At 73.0% G+C, this 24761-nt stretch carries 22 protein-coding genes; 11 read left to right on the top strand and 11 right to left on the bottom strand.

Annotated elements, in window-relative coordinates:
• Positions 1 to 58: 58 nt before the first annotated feature.
• The gene (locus ICC28_RS36345) at positions 59 to 430 is read right to left on the bottom strand and encodes a hypothetical protein (RefSeq protein WP_188293102.1); all 372 of its coding nucleotides are present in this window, start codon (positions 428 to 430) and stop codon (positions 59 to 61) included.
• A 104-nt stretch (positions 431 to 534) separates the two neighbouring features.
• On the opposite strand from ICC28_RS36345, the gene ICC28_RS36340 reads away from it, so the two are divergent.
• Both ICC28_RS36340 and ICC28_RS36335 read left to right on the top strand, forming a co-directional pair.
• On the top strand, positions 535 to 1377 hold the full coding sequence (locus tag ICC28_RS36340; RefSeq protein WP_188293101.1) for a serine hydrolase: 843 nt from the start codon (positions 535 to 537) through the stop codon (positions 1375 to 1377).
• A 48-nt stretch (positions 1378 to 1425) separates the two neighbouring features.
• Positions 1426 to 2454 carry an esterase-like activity of phytase family protein gene (locus ICC28_RS36335; RefSeq protein ID WP_188293100.1) on the top strand — a complete coding sequence of 343 codons (1029 nt, stop codon included), beginning with the start codon at positions 1426 to 1428 and terminating at the stop codon, positions 2452 to 2454.
• Here the strand turns inward: ICC28_RS36335 and ICC28_RS36330 are convergent.
• From ICC28_RS36330 to ICC28_RS36320, 3 genes are read right to left on the bottom strand one after another with little or no spacing between them, the layout of a single operon-like run.
• Positions 2451 to 3629 carry a YncE family protein gene (locus ICC28_RS36330; RefSeq protein WP_188293099.1) on the bottom strand — a complete coding sequence of 393 codons (1179 nt, stop codon included), beginning with the start codon at positions 3627 to 3629 and terminating at the stop codon, positions 2451 to 2453. The genes ICC28_RS36335 and ICC28_RS36330 overlap by 4 nt on opposite strands.
• Entirely contained in the window at positions 3626 to 4219 is a 594-nt protein-coding gene (locus tag ICC28_RS36325; RefSeq protein ID WP_188293098.1) for an ankyrin repeat domain-containing protein, read from the bottom strand. The genes ICC28_RS36330 and ICC28_RS36325 overlap by 4 nt, the downstream gene beginning before the upstream one ends.
• Positions 4220 to 4254: 35 nt before the next feature.
• Positions 4255 to 4806, bottom strand: coding sequence for a GlcG/HbpS family heme-binding protein (locus ICC28_RS36320; protein ID WP_188293097.1), 552 nt, complete (start codon positions 4804 to 4806; stop codon positions 4255 to 4257).
• 186 nt (positions 4807 to 4992) lie between these two features.
• Here ICC28_RS36320 and ICC28_RS36315 point away from each other — a divergent pair, with 186 nt between their 5' ends.
• The 5 genes from ICC28_RS36315 to ICC28_RS36295 all read left to right on the top strand — a co-directional run bounded on the left by ICC28_RS36315 (position 4993) and on the right by ICC28_RS36295 (position 12992).
• Positions 4993 to 6210: a sensor histidine kinase gene (locus ICC28_RS36315; RefSeq protein ID WP_188293096.1), complete on the top strand. Its 1218-nt coding sequence runs from the start codon at positions 4993 to 4995 to the stop codon at positions 6208 to 6210.
• Positions 6211 to 6489: 279 nt separating this feature from the next.
• Entirely contained in the window at positions 6490 to 7116 is a 627-nt protein-coding gene (locus ICC28_RS36310) for a response regulator (RefSeq protein WP_188293095.1), read from the top strand.
• 88 nt (positions 7117 to 7204) lie between these two features.
• Complete coding sequence (locus tag ICC28_RS36305; RefSeq protein ID WP_188293094.1) at positions 7205 to 10909, top strand: ABC transporter ATP-binding protein; 3705 nt, start codon at positions 7205 to 7207, stop codon at positions 10907 to 10909.
• Positions 10910 to 11072: 163 nt separating this feature from the next.
• On the top strand, positions 11073 to 11462 hold the full coding sequence (locus ICC28_RS36300; protein WP_188293093.1) for a hypothetical protein: 390 nt from the start codon (positions 11073 to 11075) through the stop codon (positions 11460 to 11462).
• A 102-nt stretch (positions 11463 to 11564) separates the two neighbouring features.
• Positions 11565 to 12992 (top strand): S28 family serine protease, encoded by a 1428-nt coding sequence (locus ICC28_RS36295; RefSeq protein ID WP_188293092.1) that lies wholly within the window; start codon positions 11565 to 11567, stop codon positions 12990 to 12992.
• A 334-nt stretch (positions 12993 to 13326) separates the two neighbouring features.
• On the opposite strand, the gene ICC28_RS36290 is transcribed toward ICC28_RS36295, so the two are convergent.
• The 4 genes from ICC28_RS36290 to ICC28_RS36275 all read right to left on the bottom strand — a co-directional run bounded on the left by ICC28_RS36290 (position 13327) and on the right by ICC28_RS36275 (position 17415).
• On the bottom strand, positions 13327 to 13962 hold the full coding sequence (locus tag ICC28_RS36290; protein ID WP_188293091.1) for a hypothetical protein: 636 nt from the start codon (positions 13960 to 13962) through the stop codon (positions 13327 to 13329).
• A 116-nt stretch (positions 13963 to 14078) separates the two neighbouring features.
• Positions 14079 to 15878, bottom strand: coding sequence for a glycoside hydrolase family 3 protein (locus tag ICC28_RS36285; protein ID WP_317454161.1), 1800 nt, complete (start codon positions 15876 to 15878; stop codon positions 14079 to 14081).
• A 356-nt stretch (positions 15879 to 16234) separates the two neighbouring features.
• Entirely contained in the window at positions 16235 to 16882 is a 648-nt protein-coding gene (locus ICC28_RS36280) for a LysE family translocator (protein WP_188293089.1), read from the bottom strand.
• On the bottom strand, positions 16870 to 17415 hold the full coding sequence (locus ICC28_RS36275; RefSeq protein WP_188293088.1) for a hypothetical protein: 546 nt from the start codon (positions 17413 to 17415) through the stop codon (positions 16870 to 16872). The genes ICC28_RS36280 and ICC28_RS36275 overlap by 13 nt, the downstream gene beginning before the upstream one ends.
• 197 nt (positions 17416 to 17612) lie before the next feature.
• Here ICC28_RS36275 and ICC28_RS36270 point away from each other — a divergent pair, with 197 nt between their 5' ends.
• The 3 genes from ICC28_RS36270 to ICC28_RS36260 all read left to right on the top strand — a co-directional run bounded on the left by ICC28_RS36270 (position 17613) and on the right by ICC28_RS36260 (position 21060).
• On the top strand, positions 17613 to 18950 hold the full coding sequence (locus tag ICC28_RS36270; RefSeq protein ID WP_188293087.1) for a PLP-dependent aminotransferase family protein: 1338 nt from the start codon (positions 17613 to 17615) through the stop codon (positions 18948 to 18950).
• 227 nt (positions 18951 to 19177) lie between these two features.
• On the top strand, positions 19178 to 20410 hold the full coding sequence (gene aroA / locus ICC28_RS36265) for a 3-phosphoshikimate 1-carboxyvinyltransferase (protein ID WP_188293086.1): 1233 nt from the start codon (positions 19178 to 19180) through the stop codon (positions 20408 to 20410).
• 8 nt (positions 20411 to 20418) lie between these two features.
• On the top strand, positions 20419 to 21060 hold the full coding sequence (locus ICC28_RS36260) for a GNAT family N-acetyltransferase (RefSeq protein ID WP_188293085.1): 642 nt from the start codon (positions 20419 to 20421) through the stop codon (positions 21058 to 21060).
• Positions 21061 to 21099: 39 nt separating this feature from the next.
• Here the strand turns inward: ICC28_RS36260 and ICC28_RS36255 are convergent, their stop codons facing one another.
• Positions 21100 to 22032 (bottom strand): LysR family transcriptional regulator, encoded by a 933-nt coding sequence (locus ICC28_RS36255; protein WP_188293084.1) that lies wholly within the window; start codon positions 22030 to 22032, stop codon positions 21100 to 21102.
• 51 nt (positions 22033 to 22083) lie between these two features.
• Between ICC28_RS36255 and ICC28_RS36250 the strand changes: the two genes are divergently transcribed.
• On the top strand, positions 22084 to 22683 hold the full coding sequence (locus tag ICC28_RS36250; RefSeq protein WP_188293083.1) for an RBBP9/YdeN family alpha/beta hydrolase: 600 nt from the start codon (positions 22084 to 22086) through the stop codon (positions 22681 to 22683).
• Here the strand turns inward: ICC28_RS36250 and ICC28_RS36245 are convergent.
• Together ICC28_RS36245 and ICC28_RS36240 are read right to left on the bottom strand one after the other, a co-directional pair.
• Positions 22637 to 23872: an MFS transporter gene (locus ICC28_RS36245; RefSeq protein WP_188293082.1), complete on the bottom strand. Its 1236-nt coding sequence runs from the start codon at positions 23870 to 23872 to the stop codon at positions 22637 to 22639. The genes ICC28_RS36250 and ICC28_RS36245 overlap by 47 nt on opposite strands.
• 80 nt (positions 23873 to 23952) lie before the next feature.
• Positions 23953 to 24753: a sugar phosphate isomerase/epimerase family protein gene (locus tag ICC28_RS36240; protein ID WP_188293081.1), complete on the bottom strand. Its 801-nt coding sequence runs from the start codon at positions 24751 to 24753 to the stop codon at positions 23953 to 23955.
• Positions 24754 to 24761 lie beyond the last annotated feature (8 nt).

The following is a 24761-nucleotide window of genomic DNA, read 5'->3' as shown; positions in this document are numbered from 1 at the left end:
ATGGGGCCGGCCTTCGGGTGTGCGCCGACTCTCGGCTTCGGCATTGTGTGGCTCCGCGCTACTCCAAAAGCGACGGGAACTTCTTCTTGTACTCGGACAGCTGATCGCTCCAGCCGGTGGCGAAGTCCGCGGAGGCCCCGTTGGCGAAGCCGCCGCCTGGGAGTCCGCCGGGCGGGATCAGGTCGGGTATCGCGCGGAAGACCTCGGCGGCGGCATCCGCCCGCTTGGTGTCCTTCCTGGCGGCTTCGTCCAGGTGCTCGCCCGCGGACTGCAGGTGCCTGCGCAACTCGGTGCGCGGGTTGCCGGACGCCTTGTCGAGGTTGCCCGTCCGGGCCAGCTCGCTGCTTCCCGTTCCGAGGATGCGCAGCGCGTGCAGTGTCGCGTACAGCCGGCCGCAGAGATACGCCTTGCTCCGTCCGTCCCCCGCCATGGACCCCTCCCCCTCCCCCTCCGCCGATACCTGCTGCACTACCCCGGCCCTCTTCTGTTGGAACGTACGTACAACTTCCGGCCCCGTGTGCGAGTCAACAGGTCATGATTCACGGGATATCCAGACGCGCCGGATGGGTGGCGGGCGGGGTGCTCGTCGCCTGCGCGGCCGGTGTCACGCCTGCCGCCGCGGCCACGACACCGAGCGTCAGCTGTACGTCCACCAGGGCGGGCCTCGCCGACAAACTGAAGAAGGACATCACCGCCGCCCTCGCCACCCGCAAGGGCACCGTCGCGGTCGGCCTCCACGACCGCACGACCGGCACCACGTGCACCCTGCGGCCGTCCAAGGCCTACGACTCCGCGAGCGTCGTGAAGGTCACCGTCCTCGCCACCCTGCTGTGGGACGCGCAGAAGACCGGGCGGGCCCTCACCAGCCGCGAGAAGTCCCTCGCCACGGCCATGATCACCAAGTCGGACAACGCCTCCACGACCAGGCTGTGGAAGCAGCTCGGCGTGACCAAGGTGAAGCACTTCCTCGCCGCGGCCGACATGACCCGGACCGTCCCCGGAGCCAACGGCTACTGGGGGCTGACCCAGATCACCGTCACCGACGAGCAGAAGCTGCTGAAGCTGATCACGGCCCGGAACGCGGTACTCACCGACGACTCCCGCCGGTACATCCGCAAACTGATGGGCGCCGTCGTCTCCTCCCAGCGCTGGGGCACGCCCTACGGCGCCCCCTCCGACGTCGCCGTGCACGTCAAGAACGGCTGGCTCCAGCGCTCCACCAACGGCTGGCGGGTGCACAGCGTCGGCACCTTCAAGGGCGGCGGCCACGACTACGTGATCACCGTGCTGACCCACGGCAACAGCACCATGAACTACGGCATCGCGACCATCCAGGGCGTGGCCAAGGTCATCCACCGGGATCTCGCCGCGAGTTGACGCCTGGCGGCCTCCCGCCCGTCACCGACCCGCCCTACGGTGGCGCCCATGCGCATGAGAACCGTACTCGCGACCGCCACCGCGGCCCTGGCGGCGGCCACCTGCCTGTCCGCCGCCGGCCCCTCCTACGGCCACGCCCCGCAGCGCAACGCCTGCTCTCCGCACGTCTCCATCGACCGCTTCTCCGACGCGCTCGACAAGACCACGTACGAGGGCACGTTCGTGGGGAACTTCTCCGGGCTCGCGGTGGCCCGCGACGGCTCGCTCGCCGCCGTCTCCGACCGGTCGTCGCTGTTCAGCCTGGACGCCCGCACGCTCGCCCCGCGGGGCGTGGTCCCGCTCGCCGACGAAAGCGGCGCCGCCCTCGACTCCGAGGGCCTGGTCGTCGACCGTCCCACCGGCACCCTGCTGATCAGCAGCGAGGGCGAGCCTGCCGTCCGCCGCTACTCCGCCGACGGCCGCATCCTGGAGCGCCTTGCGGTGCCGGACGCGCTGCGGGTCGCCCCCGCCGGGCGGGCCGTCTCCAACGGCACCTTCGAGGGCCTGACCATGCTGCCCGGCGGCCGGACCCTGCTGGCCGCCATGGAGTACGCGCTGAGCGGCGACGCGGCCGGCATCGTCCGCTTCCAGACCTGGGACCGGCGCCACGGTGCCTTCGCGCTCTCCGCCCAGTACGCCTACCGCACCGACACCGGCCTCGGCGTCCCCGAGGTCCAGGCCCTGCCCGACGGCCGACTCCTCGTCCTCGAACGCGGATTCACCTCCGGCGTCGGCAACACGGTCCGCCTCTACCTCGCCGACCCGCGCCGCGCCACCGACACACGCTCCGTCGAGAACCTCACCGGGCAGCACGGCGTACGCCTGGTGAAGAAGACCCTGCTCGCCGACCTCGCCGACTGCCCGGACCTCGGCGCGACGGCGAAGCAGCCGCAGCCGAACCCGCTGCTGGACAACATCGAGGCCATGGCGGTCACGGGCCGCGGGAAGGGCGGCGCGCTGAAGGTGCTCCTCGCCAGCGACGACAACCAGAACAGCGTGCAGACGACCCGCTTCTACTACCTCCGCGTGCGCCTCTAGCGAGGCGGCGACAGTATCCCTATCCCCAACGGCCGTTCCCCCGCCGGAAGTCGACGGGTCTCCCCGCTGTCCAGGTCCACGACCGTGATGCCGTCCCAGTAGCCCTCCCTGGTGAAACCGCCGGTGACGTAGGCCGTGCGGGCGTCGGCGGAGACGGCGACGTCCTCGTGGGGGCCGTCGAGGGGGATCACCTTCTCCCGGCTGTCGGGGCGGCGGACGGTCAGGGAGGGGCCCTCGCCGTCGGACGGGTCCACGGCGCCCGTGCCCACCACCAGAAGCGTGCCGTCGGCGGTGACGGTGACGCCGTGCTGGTGGGTGTCGGCCGTCATCGGCTCGACGGTCGATCGACCGGTCGCCGGGTCGACGACGACGAGCTTCTCCCCCTCGAAGGGCAGCAGCAGCCTGCCGTCGGAGGGCCGTACGGCCGTGTAGTGCGGCTTGAGCCAGGAGCCGAGGCCGCCCTGTGTGCCGTACGGCGCCACCTCGATGCGGCGCGTGTCCAGCGTGGCCGTGTCGACGACGGTGACGTCGAAGGAGTCGTGGTCGGTGGCGTACACGTGCCGGCCGTCGCGGGAGACGTCGACGTCGAACGGGCGGCGGCCGGTGTCCGCCGTGCCGGTGACCTTGAGGGTGCGAGTGTCGATGACCTCCAATGTGCCGTTGCCTCCGGGGACGTTGACGCCCACGTAGACCTGCTTGCCGTCGGGGGAGAGGGCGATGCCCATGCCGCCGCCGCGGTACTCACCGTGGGCCGGCTCGCCCAGGCCCTCCGTCCCGTACGGGACGACCGCCAGCCGCTGGCGCGTCCGCGTGTCCACGACCGCGACGCCCTCGGCCGTGGCGACCCAGGCGCGTCCGTCCTCGCCGACGGCCAGGCCGTAGGGGGCGGTGCCGACCCGGACGGAGCCGACGGGGCCCTCCGCCGGGTCGACGAAGGTGACGGTGTCCGCGCCGAAGTCGGTGACGAGGAGAGCGGGTTCCTGCGGAGCCCCTGCGGAAGCTGCCGAAGCTCCCGCGGAAGGCGCCGAAGCTTCCGTGACATCCGGTGAAGCCCCCGCGGAAGGCGCCGAAGCCCCCGCGGAAGCCGTCGGCGCAGGAGGGGAGACGCCGCCCTCCGCCGTGCACCCGGTGAGCAGCACGGCAGCCGCCACCGCGGCCAGGACCCCTCGCCTCACCGCACGGCCCTCAGCAGGCCCGCGATCTCGGTGAAGCCGCGGCGCTCGGCGTGCTCCAGGGCGGTGACCCCGTCGCCGTCCGGCAGGTCCGGGGTGGCGCCCGCCGTGATGAGCAGTTCCACTATTTCCTGGTGCGCGCGACCGCCGTCGCCGAGTATCACGGCCTCCAACAGGGCCGTCCAGCCGAGCCGGTTGACATGGTCGACGTCGATGTCCGTCTCGCGCAGAACGGCTCGCACATAGTCGACGTGCCCGCGCTCGGCGGCGGGGATGAGGGAGACCCCGCCGTACCGGTTGCGCAGCGTCAGGTCGGGTCCGGCCGGAAGCAGGGCGCGCATCATCCGCACGCTGCCCGTGACGCCCGTGACCAGCCAGGCGCTGTCCTCCCGGTCGTCCTGGGCGTCCGGGTCGGCGCCCGCGGCGACCAGTACCTCCGCCGCGGGCACATGGTCACCGAGGGCGGCGAGGAGGAGAGGCGTGCGGCGGTGCGCGTCACGCGCCTCGACGCGGGCGCCGGCGGCGAGGGCCGCGCGCACGGCGGGCACGTCACCGCTCCCGGCGGCGGAGAGAAGGTCACGGTCGGCGGTCATGAGGAGTCTCCCTTCCGAGAACGGGACGCAAGCGATCAGTCGTTCAGCGCGGCCACACCCGCACGAGCGAACTTCTCGTCCAGGTCACCGGAGGGCGCTCCCGCGACACCTATGCCCGCGACCGGCGCGTTGGCGACGGTCACCGGGGCGCCGCCCGCCAGGAACAGGGTCCCCGGAATGTCCTTGAGGTTCGGGGCCTGCTCCAGCCGCTTGGCCAGCTCCGACGTGGGGGCGTTCCACGACACGGCCGTGAACGCCTTCCGCACCGCGGACTCGTAGGACTGCGGACCGGCGCCGTCGCCGCGCAGCGTCACGATCGTGTTGCCGTTGCGGTCGACGACCGCGACGGACACCCGCTGGTTCTCCTTCTTCGCGGCGTCCAGGACGGCCTCGGCGGCCTCGGTCGCGGCGTCGACCGTCAGGTGCCGGGAGGTGAAGGTGCCGGAGGACTTGGCGGCGGCCGGTGCCTGGGCGGGCACGGCCGTCGACGAGGCGTTGGCGGAGACGGCACCGAACGTGCCGGCGGCCACGGCCGCGAGGACGACGCCGCCGGTGGCGACACGGGCACGACGGGAGAACTTCTTCATGGCTCAGCAACTCCTGGGATCTCGGTGCGGCGTCGTGGGGCCGACGTCCGCCGTGCATCCATCGTGGGCCCGGACCCACCCGCCGCCCGTCGACGTTCCGGCTGGTCACAGCGGCCCGGACGGCTGACGCGGGGGTCATCCGATCGGTTGATCCCAGGGCTGTGGGAGCAGGGGAAGACTGGAGGAATGCGGACACCACGGCACGACGACGAGGGGCTGATCCCGGGCGACCCGGACAGCCGGTGGCTGGCCGTCGTCATGCACGTCACCTTCTTCGTGCTGCTGGCGACGGCGATGGCCCGCTTCGCCCAGCGCCACGCGGGCGACGTCCGTACCCCCTGGGTGATCACGCTGGCCGTGGTCCTCGGCGTGCTCTACATCGTCGGGCCGGCCGCCGTCACCGCGGGCCGAAGGAACGCCCCGCGCCTGTTCTGGCTCGGCGCCGCGGTCGCGGTGTGGGAGGTCCTCGTCGCCCTGGCGCCCAGCTTCGCCTGGGTGGCCGTACCGCTCTTCTATGTGGCGCTGCGCCAGCTGCCGCCCCGCGCCGCCTACGTCCTCGTCGGTGTGCTCACCGTCTTCGTGATCGTCGCCCAGCTCCAGCTGGCCAGCCGCTTCGACCTGGACCTGGTCGTCGGCCCGGTGGCCGTCGCCACACTGGCCACCGCGGTCTTCGTCTACATGGAACGCCAGACGGCCCGCCAGCGTGTCCTGATCGACGACCTGGTGCGCACCCGCCGCGAACTGGCCGCCACCGAGCGCCGCGAGGGCACCCTCGCCGAGCGCCAGCGCCTCGCCATGGAGATCCACGACACCCTCGCGCAAGGGCTGTCCAGCCAGCAGATGCTGCTCCAGGCCGCGGAGCGGGTCTGGGAGTCCGATCCAGACAAGGCACGCGCGCACGTGCGTACCGCCGAGTCCGTCGCCGAGCACAACCTCACCGAGGCCCGCCGCTTCGTCCACGACCTGGCCCCTGCCGACCTCAGCCGCGGCGGCGGCCTCGGCGAGGCGCTGCACACGCTCGCCGCCCGCGAGTCCGGCGACCGCCTCACCGTGCGCGTGCACGTCGACGACGGCGGCCGCGCCCCCGAGCTGCCCGACCGGGTCCAGTCCGCGCTGCTGCGCATCGCCCAGGGCGCCCTGGCCAACGTACGGGAGCACTCCGGTGCCGCGACCGCCGCGCTCACCCTGACCCTCCTCGACGACCAGGCCGTCCTGGACGTCGCCGACGACGGCCACGGCTTCGACCCGGCGGCGCTGCCCGACACCCCGACCGGTGTGCGCGGCCACGGCCTGCCCGCGATCCGCGCGCGGGTCCGTCAGCTCGGCGGCACCCTGACCGTCGAGTCGGCGCCCGGGGAGGGCACCGTCCTGTCCGCCGCGATTCCGCTGGAGGGCCACCGATGACTGATCACCGCGACCGCTTGGGGGCCGCCGCCGACGACGGTACGCCCGCGAGTTCTCGGAGGACTGCCGATGACTGTCCGCTGTGATCCTCTGGGGGGCTGCCGATGACCGTTCGCCGCGACCTCTCGGGGGGCTGCCGACGAGGGAACGCCCGCGAGTCCTTGGAGGACTGCCGATGACTGTCCGCTGTGGTCCCCTCGGGGCTGCCCGTGACCGTTCGCCGCGACCTCTTGGAGAGCCGCCCATGACTGCCCGCCGTGATCCTCTGGAGAGCCGCCCATGACCGTCCGCATCCTGCTCTGCGACGACCACGCCGTCGTGCGGGCGGGGCTGCTCGCCCTCCTCGACAGCGCCCCGGACATCGAGGTCGTCGGCGAGGCCGGCACCGGCGAGGAGGCCCTCGCGCTCGCCGCGAAGCTCGCCCCGGACGTGGTGCTGATGGACCTCCAGCTCGGCGAGGGCATCGACGGCGTGGAGACCACCCGGCGGCTGACCTCGGGCCGCGGCGGCGGCCCGCACGTGCTGGTGCTGACCACCTACGACACCGACGCGGACATCACCAGAGCGATCGAGGCCGGCGCGACCGGCTACCTCCTCAAGGCCGAGCGCCCGGAGGAACTGTTCGCCGCGATCCACGCCGCCGCCCAGGGCCGTACGGCACTCTCGGCGCCGATCGCCGGGCGTGTGATGGCCAACATGCGCAACCCGCGCCCCACACTCACCGACCGTGAGCGGGAGATCCTCGGCAAGCTCTCCCAGGGCCTCGGCAACCGGGAGATCGCCAAGGCGCTGTTCATCAGCGAGGCCACGGTCAAGACCCACCTGGGCCGCATCTACGACAAGCTCGGCGTGGACACGCGCGCGGGGGCGGTGGCGGTGGCGAAGGAACAGCGGCTGCTGGGCTGACCCGAGCGGCGCTCCAGCCCGCGCGGGATGAAAATCCGCCCGGTGCGCGTTGGGCTTGCTTGGACGATCAACACGGGGAGGCAGCGACGTGGCAGTGCGGCAGGGATGGGCGCGGAGACTGTGGGGATACGCCTGGCGCCATCCCGTGGACGTCGTGCTGGCCCTCGGGTCCTCGCTCCTCGGCATGGCCGTCATGGCGCTGGTCCCACTGGTCACGAAGGTGATCATCGACGATGTGATCGGCACCGAGAGCCGGGGCATGGCGGTGTGGGCGGGGCTGCTGATCGGCGCGGCCCTCCTCGTCTACGTCCTGACCTACGTCCGCCGCTACTACGGCGGCCGGCTCGCCCTCGACGTACAGCACGACCTGCGGACCGACATGTACGGGACGATCGTGCGGCTCGACGGGCGGCGGCAGGACGAGCTGTCCACCGGGCAGGTCGTCGGACGCGCCACCAGCGACCTCCAGCTGATCCAGGGCCTGCTCTTCATGCTCCCGATGACCATCGGGAACTTCGCCCTGTTCCTGATCTCCCTGGTCGTGATGGCCTGGCTGTCCCTGCCGCTGACCGCCGTCGCGCTCGCCGTCGCGCCCGCCCTGTGGTGGATCGCCCGGCGCAGCCGCGCCAGGCTGCACCCCTCCACCTGGTACGCCCAGGCCCAGGCCGCCGCCGTAGCGGGTGTGGTCGACGGCGCGGTCAGCGGAGTCCGGGTGGTGAAGGGCTTCGGGCAGGAGGAGCAGGAGACCGGCAAGCTGCGCGAGGTCGGCCGACGGCTCTACGCCGGCCGCCTGCGCACCATCCGCTTCAACTCCCGGTACACCCCGGCGCTCCAGGCCGTCCCCGCCCTCGGCCAGGTCGCGATGCTCGCCCTCGGCGGCTGGCTGGCCGTACGCGGGCAGATCACGCTCGGCACGTTCGTCGCGTTCTCCACCTACCTCGCCCAGCTCGTCGGGCCGGTGCGGATGCTCGCCATGGTCCTCACGGTCGGACAGCAGGCGCGCGCGGGCACCGAGCGGGTGCTGGAGCTGATCGACACCGAACCGTCGATCGCGGAGGGCACCAAGACGCTCCCCGCCGACGCGCCCGCCACCGTCGAGTTCGACGACGTCTCCTTCGGCTACGAGGACGGCCGCCCCGTTCTCGACGGGCTCAGCTTCGAGATCCGGCCCGGCGAGACCCTCGCCGTCGTCGGCTCCTCCGGCTCCGGCAAGTCGACCGTCTCCCTCCTCCTGCCGCGCTTCTACGACGTCACCCACGGCGCCGTCCTCATCGGCGGCCACGACGTCCGCGAACTGACCCAGGGCTCCCTGCGGGCCGCGATCGGGCTCGTACCCGAGGACTCCTTCCTCTTCTCCGACACGGTCCGCGCCAACATCGCCTACGGCCGTCCCGACGCCACCGACGAGCAGATCGAGGCGGCCGCCCGCGCCGCCCGCGCCGACGGGTTCATCGCCGAGCTGCCCAAGGGCTACGACACCACCGTCGGCGAACACGGCCTCACCCTCTCCGGCGGCCAGCGCCAGCGCATCGCGCTCGCCCGCGCCCTGCTCACCGACCCCCGGCTGCTCGTCCTCGACGACGCCACCTCCGCCGTGGACGCGCGCGTGGAGCACGAGATCCACGAGGCCCTCCAGCAGGTCATGCGGGGCCGGACCACGTTGCTGATCGCCCACCGGCGTTCCACCCTCAACCTGGCCGACCGCATCGCCGTCCTCGACGGCGGCCGGCTCGCCGACCTCGGCACCCACGAGGAGCTCCAGGAGCGGTCGGCCCTCTACCGGCGCCTGCTCACCGACCCCGACGAGCTCGGCGGCGTCTCGCCCGGCCACGTCCAGCCGGACGTCCCCCAGGAGGACACCTCCGTACGGGACGAGCTGGACGCCGAGTTCGACGCCGAGCGCGGCATCACGCCCCGGCTCTGGGCAGGGGAGCGCACCCCGCGCGACACCGCGCTGGACGGCACGCCGGCCACCCCCGAACTCCTCGCCCAGGTCGAGGCGCTGCCCCCGGCCACCGACACCCCGGACGTGGACGAGGCACGCGCGGTCAGGCCGGAGGAGTCGTACGGCCTGCGCCGGCTGCTGCGCGGCTTCGGGCTGCCCCTTCTCATCAGCCTCGGCCTGGTCGCCGTGGACGCGGGCACGGGCCTGCTGCTGCCCGTGCTGATCCGGCACGGCATCGACAGCGGCGTCTCCGAGCTGGCGCTCGGCGCGGTCTGGGCGGCGTCCCTGCTGGCCCTGCTCGCCGTGGCCGTGCAGTGGGCGGCGCAGGTGGGGGAGACCCGGATGACCGGGCGGACGGGCGAGCGGGTCCTGTACTCCCTGCGTCTGAAGATCTTCGCCCAGCTCCAGCGGCTCGGGCTCGACTACTACGAGCGCGAGCTGACCGGCCGGATCATGACCCGGATGACGACGGACGTCGACGCCCTGTCCACGTTCCTGCAGACGGGCCTGGTCACCGCGTTCGTCTCGGTCGTCACCTTCTTCGGCATCATGGTCGCGCTGCTGGTGATCGACCTGCAGCTCGCGCTGGTCGTCTTCGCCACGCTGCCGCTGCTGATCGTCGCCACGTACTTCTTCCGCCGGGCGAGCGTGAAGGCGTACGAGCTGGCCCGCGAGCGGGTGTCCCTGGTCAACGCCGACCTCCAGGAGTCGGTGTCCGGCCTGCGGATCGTGCAGGCCTTCCGGCGCGAGCGGGACGGCGGCCGGCGGTTCGCGGAGCGCAGCGACAGCTACCGGCAGGCCCGGATCCGCGGCCAGTGGCTGATCTCGGTGTACTTCCCCTTCGTCCAGCTGCTGTCCTCGGCGGCCGCGGCCGCCGTACTGATCGTCGGCGCGGGCCGGGTGGAGGCCGGGACGCTGACGACGGGCGCGCTGGTGGCGTACCTGCTGTACATCGACCTGTTCTTCGCGCCCGTGCAGCAGCTCTCCCAGGTCTTCGACGGCTACCAGCAGGCGAGCGTCTCCCTGGGCCGCATCCAGGAGCTGCTGCGCGAGCCGACGTCCACGAAGTCCGCCGACGAGCCGCGGGACGTGCTGTCGCTGCGGGGCGAGATCGCCTTCGAGGACGTGCACTTCGCGTACAACGGCGAGGAGGAGGCGCTCACCGGCATCGACCTGCGCATCCCCGCCGGGCAGACCGTCGCCTTCGTCGGCGAGACCGGCGCCGGCAAGTCGACCCTCGTCAAGCTGGTCGCCCGCTTCTACGACCCGACCAGCGGCCGGGTCACCGTCGACGGCAGCGATCTGCGGACCCTGGACATGACCGCCTACCGGCACCGCCTCGGCGTCGTCCCGCAGGAGGCGTACCTCTTCCCGGGCACCGTCCGCGACGCCATCGCCTACGGCCGCCCCGACGCCACCGACGCCGAGGTGGAGGCGGCGGCCCGCGCGGTCGGCGCGCACGACATGATCGCCACGCTGGAGGGCGGCTACCTCCACGAGGTCGCCGAGAAGGGCCGCAACCTCTCCGCCGGCCAGCGCCAGCTGATCGCACTCGCCCGCGCCGAACTCGTCGACCCCGACATCCTGCTCCTCGACGAGGCGACGGCCGCCCTGGACCTGGCCACCGAGGCCCAGGTCAACCAGGCCACCGACCGCATCGCCGGCCGCCGCACCACCCTGGTCGTCGCCCACCGCCTGACCACCGCCGCCCGCGCGGATCGCGTCGTGGTCATGGACCACGGCCGGGTCGCCGAGGACGGCACCCACGACGAACTCCTGGCCCGCAACGGCCGCTACGCCGCCCTGTGGCGCACGTTCGTGGGGGAACCGGAGTCCGCGGTGGCGTGAGCGTGCGGGGGGCCTCCGTCCGCAGAGCAGCCCTCCCGGCCCGGCGCACAGGCGAGTTTCAGGCGTGTCGAGTGTTCATGACGGTCGGCGCGCAACCGTCCGGTGTTCGAGGGGCGTCCGTACACCAGTACGCTCATCGCCGGGGTACGGGGAGGACGACACAGTGGGCAGTGGTGCGATACGCAGACGGCTGGCGGCCGGGCTGGCCGTGCTGACCGCGTCCGTACTGATGGCGCTCGCGGCGCCGGGGGAGGCACAGGCCGCCGGTTCGGGCTGTGCGGGGCGCAAGGTGCGGACGGTGCCGTTCTCCACGGGTGCCGTGCACGTCTACAAACTCGGCGGCGAGGTGTGTGCCTTCACCGTCGCCAAGCGCCCCGGCCCGAAGCGGAAGATGGGCGTCAGTGTGCAGGCGCGCGGTCACCGGCCGGTCCCGTACGCGGGCAAGCACCGCCGCAAGACCCCTTCGGTGACGGTGTACGCGGGGCACCGCTGTGTCCGGGTGACGGGCAAAGTGGGCGGCGGTTCGGTCACTTCTGATTGGATTCTGTGCTGAATCAGCCACCCTGGTAATCGGATTGTTCCGTAACTCCCCTGGTGTGATCGTCAGTTGCTCCGATAGCTTCCGGGCGCACATCTGTCTCACAGGGGAGGGTGCATGCGCAAGGCGCTCAGATGGCTGCTGGCGTTCACCGTGCTCATAGGCACGCTGAGCACGGCAGGGGCGGCCACCGCCGCCGAGCCGGAGGCCACCGCCACCACCGACATCAAGGACAGGCTGCTCTCCGTACCGGGGATGAGCCTGATCGAGGAGAAGCCGTACCCGGGCTACCGCTTCTTCGTCCTGAACTACACCCAGCCGGTCGACCACCGGAACCCGGCCAAGGGCACCTTCCAGCAGCGGATCACCGTGCTGCACAAGGACGTGACCCGCCCAATGGTCTTCTACACCAGCGGCTACAACGTCTCCACGACGCCCAGCCGCCGCGAGCCGACCCAGATCGTGGACGGCAACCAGGTCTCCATGGAGTACCGCTTCTTCACCCCGTCCCGGCCGGCCCCCGCCGACTGGACCAAGCTGGACATCTGGCAGGCCGCCAGCGACCAGCACCGCATCTTCAAGGCCCTCAAGCCGATCTACGGCAAGAAGTGGCTCTCCACGGGCGGCTCCAAGGGCGGCATGACCGCCACCTACTACGAGCGCTTCTACCCGCGTGACATGGACGGCGTGGTCGCCTACGTCGCCCCCAACGACGTGGTGAACAAGGAGGACTCCGCCTACGACGAGTTCTTCGCCTCCGTCGGCACCAAGGAGTGCCGCGACCGGCTGAACGGTGTCCAGCGCGAGGCCCTGGTGCGCCGGGAGCCGCTGAAGCAGCGGTACGCGGACTACGCGGCCGAGAACGGCTACACCTTCGACACCGTCGGCAGCCTCGACAAGGCCTACGAGGCGACCGTGCTCGACTACGTCTGGGGCTTCTGGCAGTACAGCCTGCTCTCCGACTGCGACACGATCCCGGCCGACGCGAAGAACGCCACCGACGACGCGATCTGGGACTCGATCGACACGATCGCCGGGTTCTCCTTCTACACCGACCAGGGCCTGGAGCCGTACACGCCGTACTACTACCAGGCGGGCACCCAGCTCGGCGCGCCGACGATCGTCTTCCCGCACATAGAGCGCAAGTACATCCGCTACGGCTACCTGCCGCCGCGCTACTTCGTGCCCAGGTCGATCCCGATGACGTTCCAGCCGTACGCGATGCGGGACATCGACAGGTGGGTGCGGCACAACGCCACGCGGATGCTGTTCGTCTACGGCGAGAACGACCCGTGGGGCGCCGAGCCGTTCCGCCTCGGCAAGGGCGCGCGTGACAGTTACGTCCTCACCGCCCCCGGCGCCAACCACGGCGCCCGCGTGTCCGGCCTCGTCGACGACGAGAGGGCGCTGGCCACGGCGAAGATCCTCAAGTGGGCGGGCGTGGCCTCGACGACGGTCCAGGCCGACCCGAAGAAGGCGAAGCCGCTCGCGAAGTACGACGCGAAGCTGGACCGCCGCACGGTCGAACGCACCCTGCGCCCGTAACACCTCGACTGCGCCCGGCCCGCGTCCACACGGGCCGGGCGCAGCCCATCGCGTTCACACCGCCGGTGCAGCACACGGCGTTCACAGAGTCGGCGCACCCCACCGTGTTCACACCGGCCGGTCGCACCCCGCTGAGTTCACATCGCCGGTGCGGCCCACCGTGTTCACACCGGCCGGGCGCGCGCCGCCGCGTTCACACCCCCGGTGCGGTCCATCGCGTTCACGCGGCCGATGCAGCCCACCGCGTTCACACCCGCCGGGCGCACCCCACCCCGCTCACACAAGCCGAGTGCACCCCACCCCGCTCACACCCGCCGAGTGCACCCCACCCCGCTCACACCCGCCGAGCGCACCCCACCTTCTCGCCCCCGAGTTGGACGTACAGGGCCGTGGAGGCCGGGCAGTCGGCGCGGGCGGTCACTGCCTTCACCACCTTGTACTCCGGCTTCTTCTCGCCCTTGCCGTCGCACGCGGTCTCCCGGACCTGGCCCCTGCCGGAGCCGTAGACGCAGTCGCCGACGATGGTGCGGGGGCCGCCCCCGCCGCCCGGGTCGCCCGGGTGCGGCGGAGAGAGGTTGCGCATGCAGGCGTAGCCCTGCGGGACCGCGCCGTCGCCGTCCTCGTCGGAGGCCGGGGCCTGCGCGCTGATGTGCAGCACGAAGTCCGTGGTCCCCGGGCACGGCGGCCCGTCGCCGACCCTGCCGTCGAAGCGCGCCACGACCCGCGCGGCCGCGCGCTCCCCGGAGCACGGCACCTCCGTGAAGCTGGTCGTCCCGAACGAACTGCACTCGTCGACCCCGAGGAAGACCGCGCCGTAGCCGGAGGGCCGGACCTCCGCCGACGCGGCACTCTCGGCGAGCCGGTCGCCCTCCTCGGCCCCGCCCTCGCCCCCGGACTGACACCCCGTCAGCGCCACGGCGGCGAGCACCAGCAGTGCACAGCCCGCCCCCACGGCATGTCTCTCACGCATCGCGCTCCCCCTGTGATCCCCGCCCCAGCGTGGCCCGCCGGAGCGGGCGCACGCCAGGTACACGGGACGCTTTGGGCCCGTTGGGGGTCGCGCACCGGGGTCGTGGCGTACGGGCGCTACGCCGGATACGACAGCCCGTGCCCGATCGGATACAGCACCCGCGTCGGATCGTCCGCCCGCTGCACCGGCACCGGCAGCCGCCCGGTCGGCGCCACCTCCCCGGCGATCACCCGGGCCGCCGCCCGCAGTTCGACGTCGGTCCAGGAGTACGACGCCAGGTAGCCGCGGACGTCGGGGAGCTGGGCCACGTCGTAGGGGTTGCGGACGGCCACCGCGACCACCGGCTTCCCCGTCGCCAGCAACTGCTGCACGAGCGTCCGCTGGGAGCTGGCCGCCGAGACGTTGTACGTCCCCACCACGACCGCGTCCGCGCCCTCGGCCGCCGCCACCGCCCGCGCGATGGTCGCGGCGGAGGGAGCCGTGCCCGTGGACAGGGCGGTGGCGGTGAAGCCGAGTTCGGTGAGCGCCCCGGCGAGCACGCCCGTCGGCGGTCCCGTGGTGCCGGACGGGGAGGCCGGGTCGGCGCCCACCACCAGCAGCTTCGGGTGCTCGGCCGGGGACAGGGGCAGCAGGCCGCCCTCGTTGACCAGCAGGGTCGTCGTGCGGTCGGCGATCCGGTCGGCCGCCGCGAGGTGTGCCCGGACGCCGACCGTGCGGTCCACGCCGCGATGGCTCACGTACGGGTCGTCGAACAGCCGCAGTTTCGCCTTCAGCCGCAGGACGCGCAGGATCGACTCGTCCAGCCGGGCCTCGGTCAGTTCTCCCTCCCGTACGGCCGTCAGGACGGCGTTCCAGGCGAGGTCCAGGTCGGGCGGGTTGAGGAGCTGGTCCACGCCCGCCTTGAGGGCCAGCACCGGCACCCGGTCGTCGCCGTACTTGGTCCGTACGCCCTCCATGCCCAGCGAGTCGGTGACCACGACCCCGTCGTAGCCCAGCTCCTCGCGGAGGATCCCGGTGAGGATCGGGCGGGAGAGGGTGGCCGGGTCGCCGGAGTCGTCGAGCGCCGGGACCATGATGTGCGCGGTCATGATCGAGTCGATGCCGGCCCGGATCGCGGCACGGAAGGGCGGCGCGTCCAACGCGTCCCACTCGGCGCGGGTGTGGGTGATGACGGGGAAGCCGTAGTGGCTGTCGACGGCCGTGTCACCGTGCCCGGGGAAGTGCTTGGCGGTCGCCGCGACGGACGAGCGCTGGTAGCCGACGGTCTCCGCGGCGACCAGACCCGCCACCGCCGTCGGATCGGCACCGAAGGAGCGCACGCCGATGACCGGGTTGGCCGGGTTGACGTTGACGTCCGCCACCGGCGTGTAGTCCTGCCGGATGCCGATCGCGCGCAGCTCCTTGCCGGCGATCCGGCCCAGGGTGCGGGCATCGGCGCGGGAACCTCCCGCCCCGACGGCCATGGCGCCCGGGAACAGGGTGGCGGGCCTGCCCACGCGGGCGACTATGCCGTGCTCCTGGTCGGTGGAGACGAGGACGGGCAGACCGCGGGGGAGTCCGAGGGACGCCTTCTGGATCCCGTTGGACAGGTCCGCGATCTGGTGCGGGTCGCGGGTGTTGTGCGCCCACGCGAAGTAGATGATGCCGCCGACGCGGTACTTGGCGATCAGCTCGGCGGCTGTGCGGACGCCGATCTCCTTGAGGTTGGCGTCGATGTCGGCCTGGTCGGGGGCGGTGGCGGAGTGGCCGTAGACCCGCATCACGAAGAGCTGGCCGACCTTCTCCTGAAGCGTCATACGGGAGATGAGGGAGCGGAGCTTCTTGTCGCCGAGGCCGTCGGCGCGCGCGTCGGTCCCGACCGCCAGTGCTGCGGTGGCCCCTGCTGTCGCGGCGAGGACGGTACGTCTGGAGGGCACATGCACTCCTTCCGGAGGAGGTCCGCTGAAGGAAACTTCCGAGGAGTCACGAATAACCGGGAAGTTTCTGCCAGTCAAGGGAACGGAGCGGGCGCTCACCGAAAGAGGGGCCGCCATCGGCGCTGTTGGAGGGGGGCGCGCCGATGGCGGCTCGCTGCCGGCCGCAGTGCGGCGGAGAGGGTGGTCAGCGTTCGCAGCCAGCAGCGAGGCCGACACCGGACCGCGGAGACTCTCCGGCAGCTTGCGAGTTGGACGGGCGGCGGTGGCGGCGGGTTCCCGCCTCCGGGCGGATTTCGCGAAGTCGGTACGCCTGTGCCGGACGGGGCTGCAGTTGCCGGGGAGGGGCTGTTGCGCCGTCAGCTCGCCCTCGCCGGACCCGAGGTGTCCGCGGCCAGGGAGACGGCGAGCCCTCCGAGCACCGTGCCCATGACATAGCGCTGGACCTTCAGCCAGCCGGGACGGCGGGCGAGGAACACCGCGATCGAACCGGCCGCCAGCACGATGGAGAGGTTGACCGTCACGGCGACCACGATCTGCACCGACCCCAACAGCAGCCCCTGGAGCAGTACATGGCCCGCCTCCAGGTCGATGAACTGGGGGATGAGCGAGAGGTACATGATGGCGATCTTCGGGTTGAGCAGATTCGTCACCAGACCCATCGTGAACAGCCTGCGCGGCGAGTCGTACGGCACCTCCTTCGGCGCGAACACCGAGACCCCGCCGGGCCGCAGCGCGGTCCAGGCGAGGTACGCCAGATAGCCGGCGCCGGCCAGCTTCACGGCGGCGTACAGGCCGGGTACGGCGAGGAAGACGACCGACAGGCCGAGGTTCGCGGCCGTCAGGTACACCAGGAACCCGACGGCGACACCGCCCAGCGAGATCACCCCGGCGCGTCTGCCCTGGGTGATGCTGCGGGAGACCAGGTACAGCATGTTCGGGCCCGGGGTGAGCACCATGCCGAGGGCCACGACGAACACGCCGAGCACGCCGCTCAGTTCGACCATGACAACTCCTCGTGCGCCGGTCCGCCGCCCGCCTCGGCGAGACCGTGGGCGAGGTCGTGGAGCAGATGACGGGTGAAGAAGCCGACGGTGAGCCGCGGGTCGGCGAGGCCGGGGTCGGCGCGGTCCCAGTCCTCGGCGGTGCACGCGGCCAGGCGGCGGGCGAGGGATTCGGCGGCGCCGGCCAGCTCGCGGGAGACGCGGTGCGGGTCCTCGTCGCGGTAGGGGAGGTCCGAGGCGGACGGGGTCGAAGTCGGTGCAATACCGAGGATTGCATCGAGCCGGGAGTGGAAGAGCAGGCACATGTCCCGGGCGTGGCAGCCGTGCTCCAGGGGCGACCAGCCGGGGGTGCCGGTCCGCCGGGGGGCGCGGGCGGGCGCCGGGTGCGTCAGGAGGTGCTGCCACTGGACCGCGTACTCCCTTACCAGATGGGCGACTTGGGGCCGACTCGCCGTCCGGGCGGTGAATCCGCACCGGTCGCAGTCGGGCAGGGGGAGCGGGATCCGGTGGAGCGGGGACAGCAGGCTGTCGCACACGGGGCGAGAAGCTCCTTCCCGGTCGGGGCAAGGTGATGCGCCGAGTGTAGGAAGAAGGATTGACTCGATGCAATGACGATATTGCACTCGGTGCAATTCTGTGGTTGGGTGGCGGCGCCGATGCCGCTGCCGATGCCCGATACGGATACGGATGCCACGCGGGCGCCGGTGTCGTCCGGACGAGAGAGGAGCGCGCCGTGCGGGACTACCGGAGCGTCGCCGACGAGGTGGCCGAGGAGATCAGGTCCGGTGCCCTCGGGCCGGGCGACCGGCTGCCCCCGCAGCGCGTGTTCGCCCGCCGCCACGGCATCGCGGGATCCACCGCCGCCCGCGTCTACCGGGAACTCGCCCGCCGCGGGCTGACCGTCGGCGAGGTCGGACGCGGCACCTACGTCCGCGCCGCCGCCCCCGCCGACCCGCGCGCCCTCGGTGAACCCACGGCAGACCGGATCGACCTGGAGTTCAACTACCCGGTCGTACCCGAGCAGTCCGCACTGCTCGCCGACGGCCTGGACGGACTGCTGCGCCCCGACGTCCTCCAGGACGCCCTGCGCCCGGTCGGCCCGGCCGGTCACGCGAGCCTCCGGGAGTCCGCCGCCGACCTGCTCGCCCGGGGCGGCTGGCGCCCCGACCCGGCGCACGTACTGTTCGCCGGGAACGGCCGGCAGGCGCTCGCGGCCGTCTTCGCCGCCCTCGTCCCGCCCGGCGCCCGGCTGGGCGTGGAGGAACTGACGTACCCCGTCGTCAAGGCCGTCGCGGCCCGGCTGGGCATCGTCCTCGTCCCGCTGGCCATGGACGAGGACGGCCTCGTCCCGCAGGCCGTCGAGGAGGCCCACCGCACGGCACCGCTGCACGCGGTCTACGTCCAGCCGGTGCTGCACAACCCGCTGACGCTCACCATGCCCCCGCGGCGCGTGGCCGAGCTGGCCGAGGTCCTCGGCCGCCTGGGCCTCCCCGCGGTGGAGGACACGATCTGGGCCTTCCTGCGCGACGAGCTGCCGCCCCTGGCCGCCCGCATCCCCGAGCGGACGGTCCTCGTGGACAGCCTGTCCAAGCGCATCGCCCCCGGCCTCTCCCTCGGGATGGTCGTGGCCCCCGCCCCCCTCCTCGGCGACCTCGCCGCCGCCCTGCGCTCCGGCGGCTGGACCGCCCAGCGCTTCGCCCTGGAAGCGGCGGCCCGCTGGCAGCGCGAGGGCATCGTGCGGCGGCTCGTGCGGGCGAAACAGCAGGACGCCGCCGTACGACAGGCCACCGCGGCCCGGCACCTCGCCGGGTTCACCCTGCGCACCGACCAGCACGCCTATCACTGCTGGTGGCAGCTGCCCCGGCCCTGGCGCGCCGACACCTTCGTCGCCACCGCCGCCCGCTACGGCATCGGCGTCCCCCCTGCCGCCGCCTTCACCGTCGGCGACGCCCACGCCCCCAACGCCATCCGCCTGGGCCTGGCCACCCCCCAACCGGAGATCCTCGCCTCGGCCCTCGCCACCCTGGCCGACCTGGCCCGCTCCACCCCGGACGACCTGGCCACAGACTGAGCCACCCGCCCCCCCGCCAACGACCGCTGCGCGGGCTCCCAACGTCGCAGGGCTGCCGCACGGACCCCCGGCGCCGAAGAGTTACCGCACGGACCCCCGGCGCCGCAGTCCCGGCCCTCCCCGTCGACTCCCCGGTGCCGCGTTCCTCCCCGTCGACTCCCCGGCGCCGTGTTCCACCCCGTGGACTCCCCGGCGCCGTCGGGCCGTCGCGGGCAATCATGGGCGGCATGCCCGTCGTCGACGTTCCCGGTTCCAAGTCCATCACCGCTCGCGCTCTCTTCCTCGCGGCCGCCGCAGACGGGGTCACCACGCTCGTACGGCCGTTGCGGTCGGACGACACGGAGGGGTTCGCGGAAGGGCTGACGAGGCTCGGTTACCGCGTCGGACGGGCGCCGGACGCCTGGCAGGTGGACGGACGCCCGGAGGGCCCCGCGGCGGCCGAGGCGGACGTGTACTGCCGTGACGGGGCCACGACCGCCCGCTTCCTGCCGACCCTGGCCGCCGCGGGCCACGGCACCTACCGTTTCGACGCCTCCGAGCAGATGCGCCGCCGCCCCCTGCTCCCGCTCACCCGTGCCCTGCGCGACCTGGGCGTGGACCTGCGGCACGAGGAACGGGAGGGGCACCACCCGCTGACCGTGGCCGCGAACGGCGTCGAGGGCGGCGAGGTCACCCTCGACGCCGGCCAGTCCTCCCAGTACCTGACCGCGCTGCTGCTCCTCGGCCCGCTCACCCGCAACGGCCTGCGCATCCGCGTCACCGACCTGGTCTCCGCGCCCTACGTCGAGATCACCCTCGCGATGATGCGGTCGTTCGGGGCGGAGGTGACCCGCGAGGGGAACGTCTTCGTCGTTCCGCCCGGCGGCTACCGCGCCACCACCTACGCCGTCGAGCCCGACGCCTCCACGGCCAGCTACTTCTTCGCCGCCGCGGCCGTCACCGGCGGCGAGGTGACCGTGCCCGGCCTGGGCAGGGGTGCGCTCCAGGGCGACCTGGGCTTCGTGGAGGTGCTGCGCCGGATGGGCGCCTACGTCGAGACCGGCGCCGACCGCACGATCGTGCGCGGCACCGGCGAACTGCGCGGTCTGACGGTCAACATGCGGGACATCTCCGACACCATGCCCACCCTCGCCGCCCTCGCCCCCTTCGCCTCCGGCCCCGTCCGCATCGAGGACGTCGCCAACACCCGCGTCAAGGAGTGCGACCGCCTGGAGGCCTGCGCGGAGAACCTCCGGCGGCTCGGCGTCACGGTGCGGACCGGGCCCGACTGGATCGAGATCCACCCCGGCGCCACCCCCACCGGCGCCGAGATCAAGACCTATGGCGACCACCGCATCGTCATGTCCTTCGCCGTCACCGGCCTGCGCGTGCCCGGTATTTCGTTCGACGACCCCGGCTGCGTCCGCAAGACTTTCCCCGGTTTCCACGAGGAGTTCGGGGCGCTGCGCGCACGGCTGTGAAGGTGAGTATGGGGTTCACGTTGCGGGGGCCGGTCCTTGAGGGCGTACTCGTGCGCCTGGAGCCGCTGGAACGGCGGCACACGGCCGAACTGGCGGCGGCCGTCGAGGAGGACCGCGGAACGTACGGCTTCACCTGGGTGCCCACCGCCGCCGAGGTCGGCGACTTCATCGACCGTCAGCTCGCCCGCGCGGCCGCCGGACAGGTGGCGCCGTACGCCCAGGTCGCGTTGGCCACGGGCCGCGCGGTCGGTACGACGGCCTACTGCGAGCCGCGCTGCTGGCTGAACGAGGACCACCTGGACGCCGTCGAGGTCGGCCACACCTGGCTCGCGGCCTCCGCCCAGGGCACCGGGGTCAACGCCGAGGCGAAGTTCCTCCTCTTCCGGCACGCCTTCGAGGTCTGGGGCGTGGGCCGCGTGGACCTGAAGACGGACGCCCGCAACAGCCGCTCCCGCGCGGCTATCGAGCGCGTGGGCGCCACCTTCGAGGGCATCCTGCGCAACTGGTCCGCCTCCAAGGCACCCGGCGAGGAAGGCCTCCTGCGCGACTCCGCGAGCTACTCCATCACCGCGCAGGAGTGGCCCGAGTGCCGGACCCGCCTGGCGGAACGCGTGGCCCGCCACCTCCCCGGACGACCAGCCACCCCCTGAAAAGCCCCCTGAAAAGCCCCCTGAAAAGCACCGGGCGGCCTACGTCCCCGCCCCCGCCGCCTCCCGCAGCGCCTCCCGTACGGCCGTCAGCACCGGATCCCCCTCCGAGCCCGTCCGTACGGCGGTGAAGACGTTGCGGGACGGCGGGGTCCCGTGGGTCGTCAGCAGGGCGACGCGGCGGTGTGCGTACAGCGGCCGTACCAGGCGGGGGACCAGGGCCACCCCCTGCCCCGCCTCGACCAGCGCCGCCAGCGCACCCCAGTCGGTCACCGCGTGCCGGATGTCGGGCGTGAACCCGGCCGCCGCGCACACCGACCGCGCCACGGCCCCGCAGCAACTGCGCGGGTCGCCCACGATCCAGGACTCGGCGGCAAGGTCCCGCAGGCCCACCCGGTCCCGCCCGGCCAGCCGGTGACCTTCCGGCACCATGACGTCCAGGACGTCCGTGCACAGGTCGGTCCGGTGGTAGCGGGCGTCCGTGTACGGCGGCGCCGCCGCGAAGTCCACCGCCACGGCGACGTCGACCCGGCCCCCGTCCAGCGCCGTGAACAGGTCCGGCGGCTCCGCCTCCACCACGTCCACCCGCACCCGCGGCAGCCGCCCGGCCAGCACCGCCAGCGCCCCCGGCAGCAGCCCCAGGATCGCGCTGGAGAAGCAGCCGATCGTCACCGATCCGCGCCCGCCCTCCCCGTACCCCGCCAAGTCGGCCCGCGCCCGCTCCAGTTGGGCCGCGATCAGATCGGCGTGCGCCAGCAGCACCCGCGCCTGCCCGGTCAGCCGTACGCCTCGGCCCTCCCGCTCGGTCAGCGGTACGCCCACCTCGCGGGCCAGTGCCGCGATCTGCTGCGAGACCGCCGACGGCGTCAGATGCAGGGCGCGGGCCGTGTGCGCCAGGCTGCCCCGGCGCTGGAGTTCGCGCAGGACGGTCAGGCGGCGCAGATCGACAGTGAAGGGCTCGCTTACCGGTTCCATCGCCAAAGATTAACTGGACCTGGTGAACGGTGATCGGAAACCATCGACGCCATGACCTCCTACCTCATCCTCCACGGCTGGCAGAACCACCGCCCCGAGGGTCACTGGCAGCACTGGCTCGCCGACCGTCTGACCGAACTCGGTCACCAGGTCTCCTACCCGCAGCTGCCCGACCCGGACGACCCGGAACCGGACGTGTGGCTGGGGGAGTTGGAGCGGCACCTGGCGGCGGGGCCGGTCGAGGTCGTCGTAGCGCACAGCCTGTCCGCCGTGCTGTGGCTGCACGCCGCCGCGCGCGGACTGCCGGGCCTCGACGCCGTGACCCGGGTGCTGCTCGTCGCCCCGCCCTCCGACGCGGTGCTCCGCAGCCACCCGGAGGTCGCCGGATTCGCCCCGCCGCCCCTGGAGTTCACCCTCCCCTGCCCCACCCGGCTGGTCGCCGGCGACGACGACCCGTACTGCGAGGAGGGCGCCGACCGCCTCTACGGCGACCCCCTCGGCCTGCCGGCCGACGTCCTCCCCGGCGCAGGCCACCTCGACCCGGACGCCGGTTACGGCCCGTGGCCCGCCGTACTGGACTGGTGCCTGGACCCCGCCGCCGGGTTCACTTCCGGTCCGGACCGGCGCCGCGCCGCAGCTCGGGGGTGCTGACGGCGACGTAGGCCACCGCGAGGAGACACAGCAGCCCGCCCGTGATCAGGGCGGTCGCGCCGGACGTCCAGCCGGCCACCAGACCGCCGCGCAGGTTGCCGAGGTGCGGGCCCGCCTGGCCGACGACGAGCTCGGCCGCCGTCACCCGGCCCAGCAGGGCGTCCGGGGTGCGGGTCTGCACGATCGTGGTGCGGGACAGCACCGAGACGGAGTCGGCGGCCCCGGCCACCACCAGCAGCCCGAGGCCCGCCCATGCGCTGGTGGTCAGACCGAACAGGGCGAGCGCCCCGCCCCAGACCGCCGCCCCGCAGAGCATGACCGCCCCCGGGCGGGCCATCCGGGTGATCGGCCCGGACAGGGCGGTCGCCGCGACCCCGCCCACGGCCAACGCGGACAGGAACAGGCCGAGGGTGCGGGGACTGCCCCCGAACCGTTCCTCGTTGACCAGCGGGAACAGGCTCACCGGCATCGACAGCAGGGTCGCCGCCAGGTCGGTGATCAGCGCCCCGCGCACCACCCGGTTCCCGCCGAGGAAGCGCAGGCCGTCCAGCACGCCGTGCAGCCCGGTCCGCGACGGCTCGCCCTCGGGCGGCAGCGCGGGCAGGCCGAAGGCGCCGTAGAAGGCCAGGGCGAAGCTGACCGCGTCGATCAGGTAGCAGACGCCGATGCCGTACCAGCCCAGGAGGAGGCCGCCGAGAGCGGGGCCGAGGAGCATCATCGCCTGGGCGGTGACCTGGTTGAGGGCCAGCCCGGCGGCCACCTGGTCCTTGGGCAGCAGCCGCGGCACGAACACCCCCGCCGCCGGACCGCCGACCGCCCCGAAGCACGCACCGGCCGCCACCAGCACCAGGATCCCCGGCACCGGCAGCCCTCCGGTGAAGCCCTGCACCGCCAGCAGCAGGGCGCAGACCGCCTGGCCGACGGTGGCGACGAGGAAGATCCGGCGCCGGTCCCCGCGGTCCACCCAGGCCCCGGCGACCAGCCCGACCACCACCAGCGGAACCGCCTGGGCGAGCCCCACGGCACCGCTCCACACCGCGCTGTGCGTCATGTCCCACACCTGGAACATGACGGTCACGATGGTCATGAAGCTGCCCAGCACGGACGCGGTGCGCCCGATCAGCAGCCGCCGGAAGACGGGGGAGGTGCGCAGCGGCCGTACGTCGACGAAGGCGCGGGCGAGGCTCATGAGGGCATGGCGGAGTACCGCGCGGGCTGCTGGGGCATGGCGGGGACGCTAACCCGTGGCCCCCGCCCCGGGCCAACGAATTACGCGGAGTCGTTCAGCAGCCGGGCGAGATGGTCGTGCCCGGCCCGGAGCAGCCCGGGAAGCGGCGCCACGGCCTCGTACCACCGCTTCTCGTACTCCCAGCACAGCCAGCCGTCCCAGCCGTGCCGGGAGAGCACCTCCACGCACTCCGCCAGCGGCAGCACCCCGGCACCCAGCGGCAGCGGGGTGGTGTCCTCGGCCGAGGTGATGTCCTTGACCTGCACATAGCCGAGATGCGGGGAGAGCGCGGCGTAGGACTCCGAGGGCTGCTCGCCGCCCAGCCAGGTGTGCATGACGTCCCACACCGAGCCGACGCTGCGGTGCCCGACCGGCCCGAGCACACGGATCGCGGCGGCACCGGTGCGGTGCGAGTCGTGCGTCTCCAGCAGGATCCGTACGCCGAGGTCGGCGGCGTACTCGGCGGCGGTGCCGAGCCTGCGCGCGGCGGCCGCGTCGGCCTCCTCGGCGCTCTGTGCCGCGTCCGCGCCGGGGAAGACGCGGACGAAGCCGGCGCCCAGGTCGCGGGCGAGGTCGAGCAGGCCGCGGATCTCCGCGATCACGGGCTCGTCGGGGCCCGGCGCGGCCACGCGCGTGTATCCGGCGACAGCGAGGACCTCGACGCCGGCCGCCTTGAACGCGGCGGCCGCCTCGGCCCGTTCCGCGGGACCGACGCCGGGGTGCAGGGGCTCCTCCGGATGCGCGCGCAACTCGACGCCGTGATAGCCGTGCGCGGACGCCAGCCGCAGCACGTCGGGGAGCGGAAGACCGGGGACACCGAGGGTGGAGAACGCCAGCTTCATGGTCGCGA

Source organism: Streptomyces sp. TRM68416, from assembly GCF_014596915.1.
GTDB lineage: Bacteria > Actinomycetota > Actinomycetes > Streptomycetales > Streptomycetaceae > Streptomyces.
This window is presented reverse-complemented; position numbering and strand designations above follow the sequence as displayed.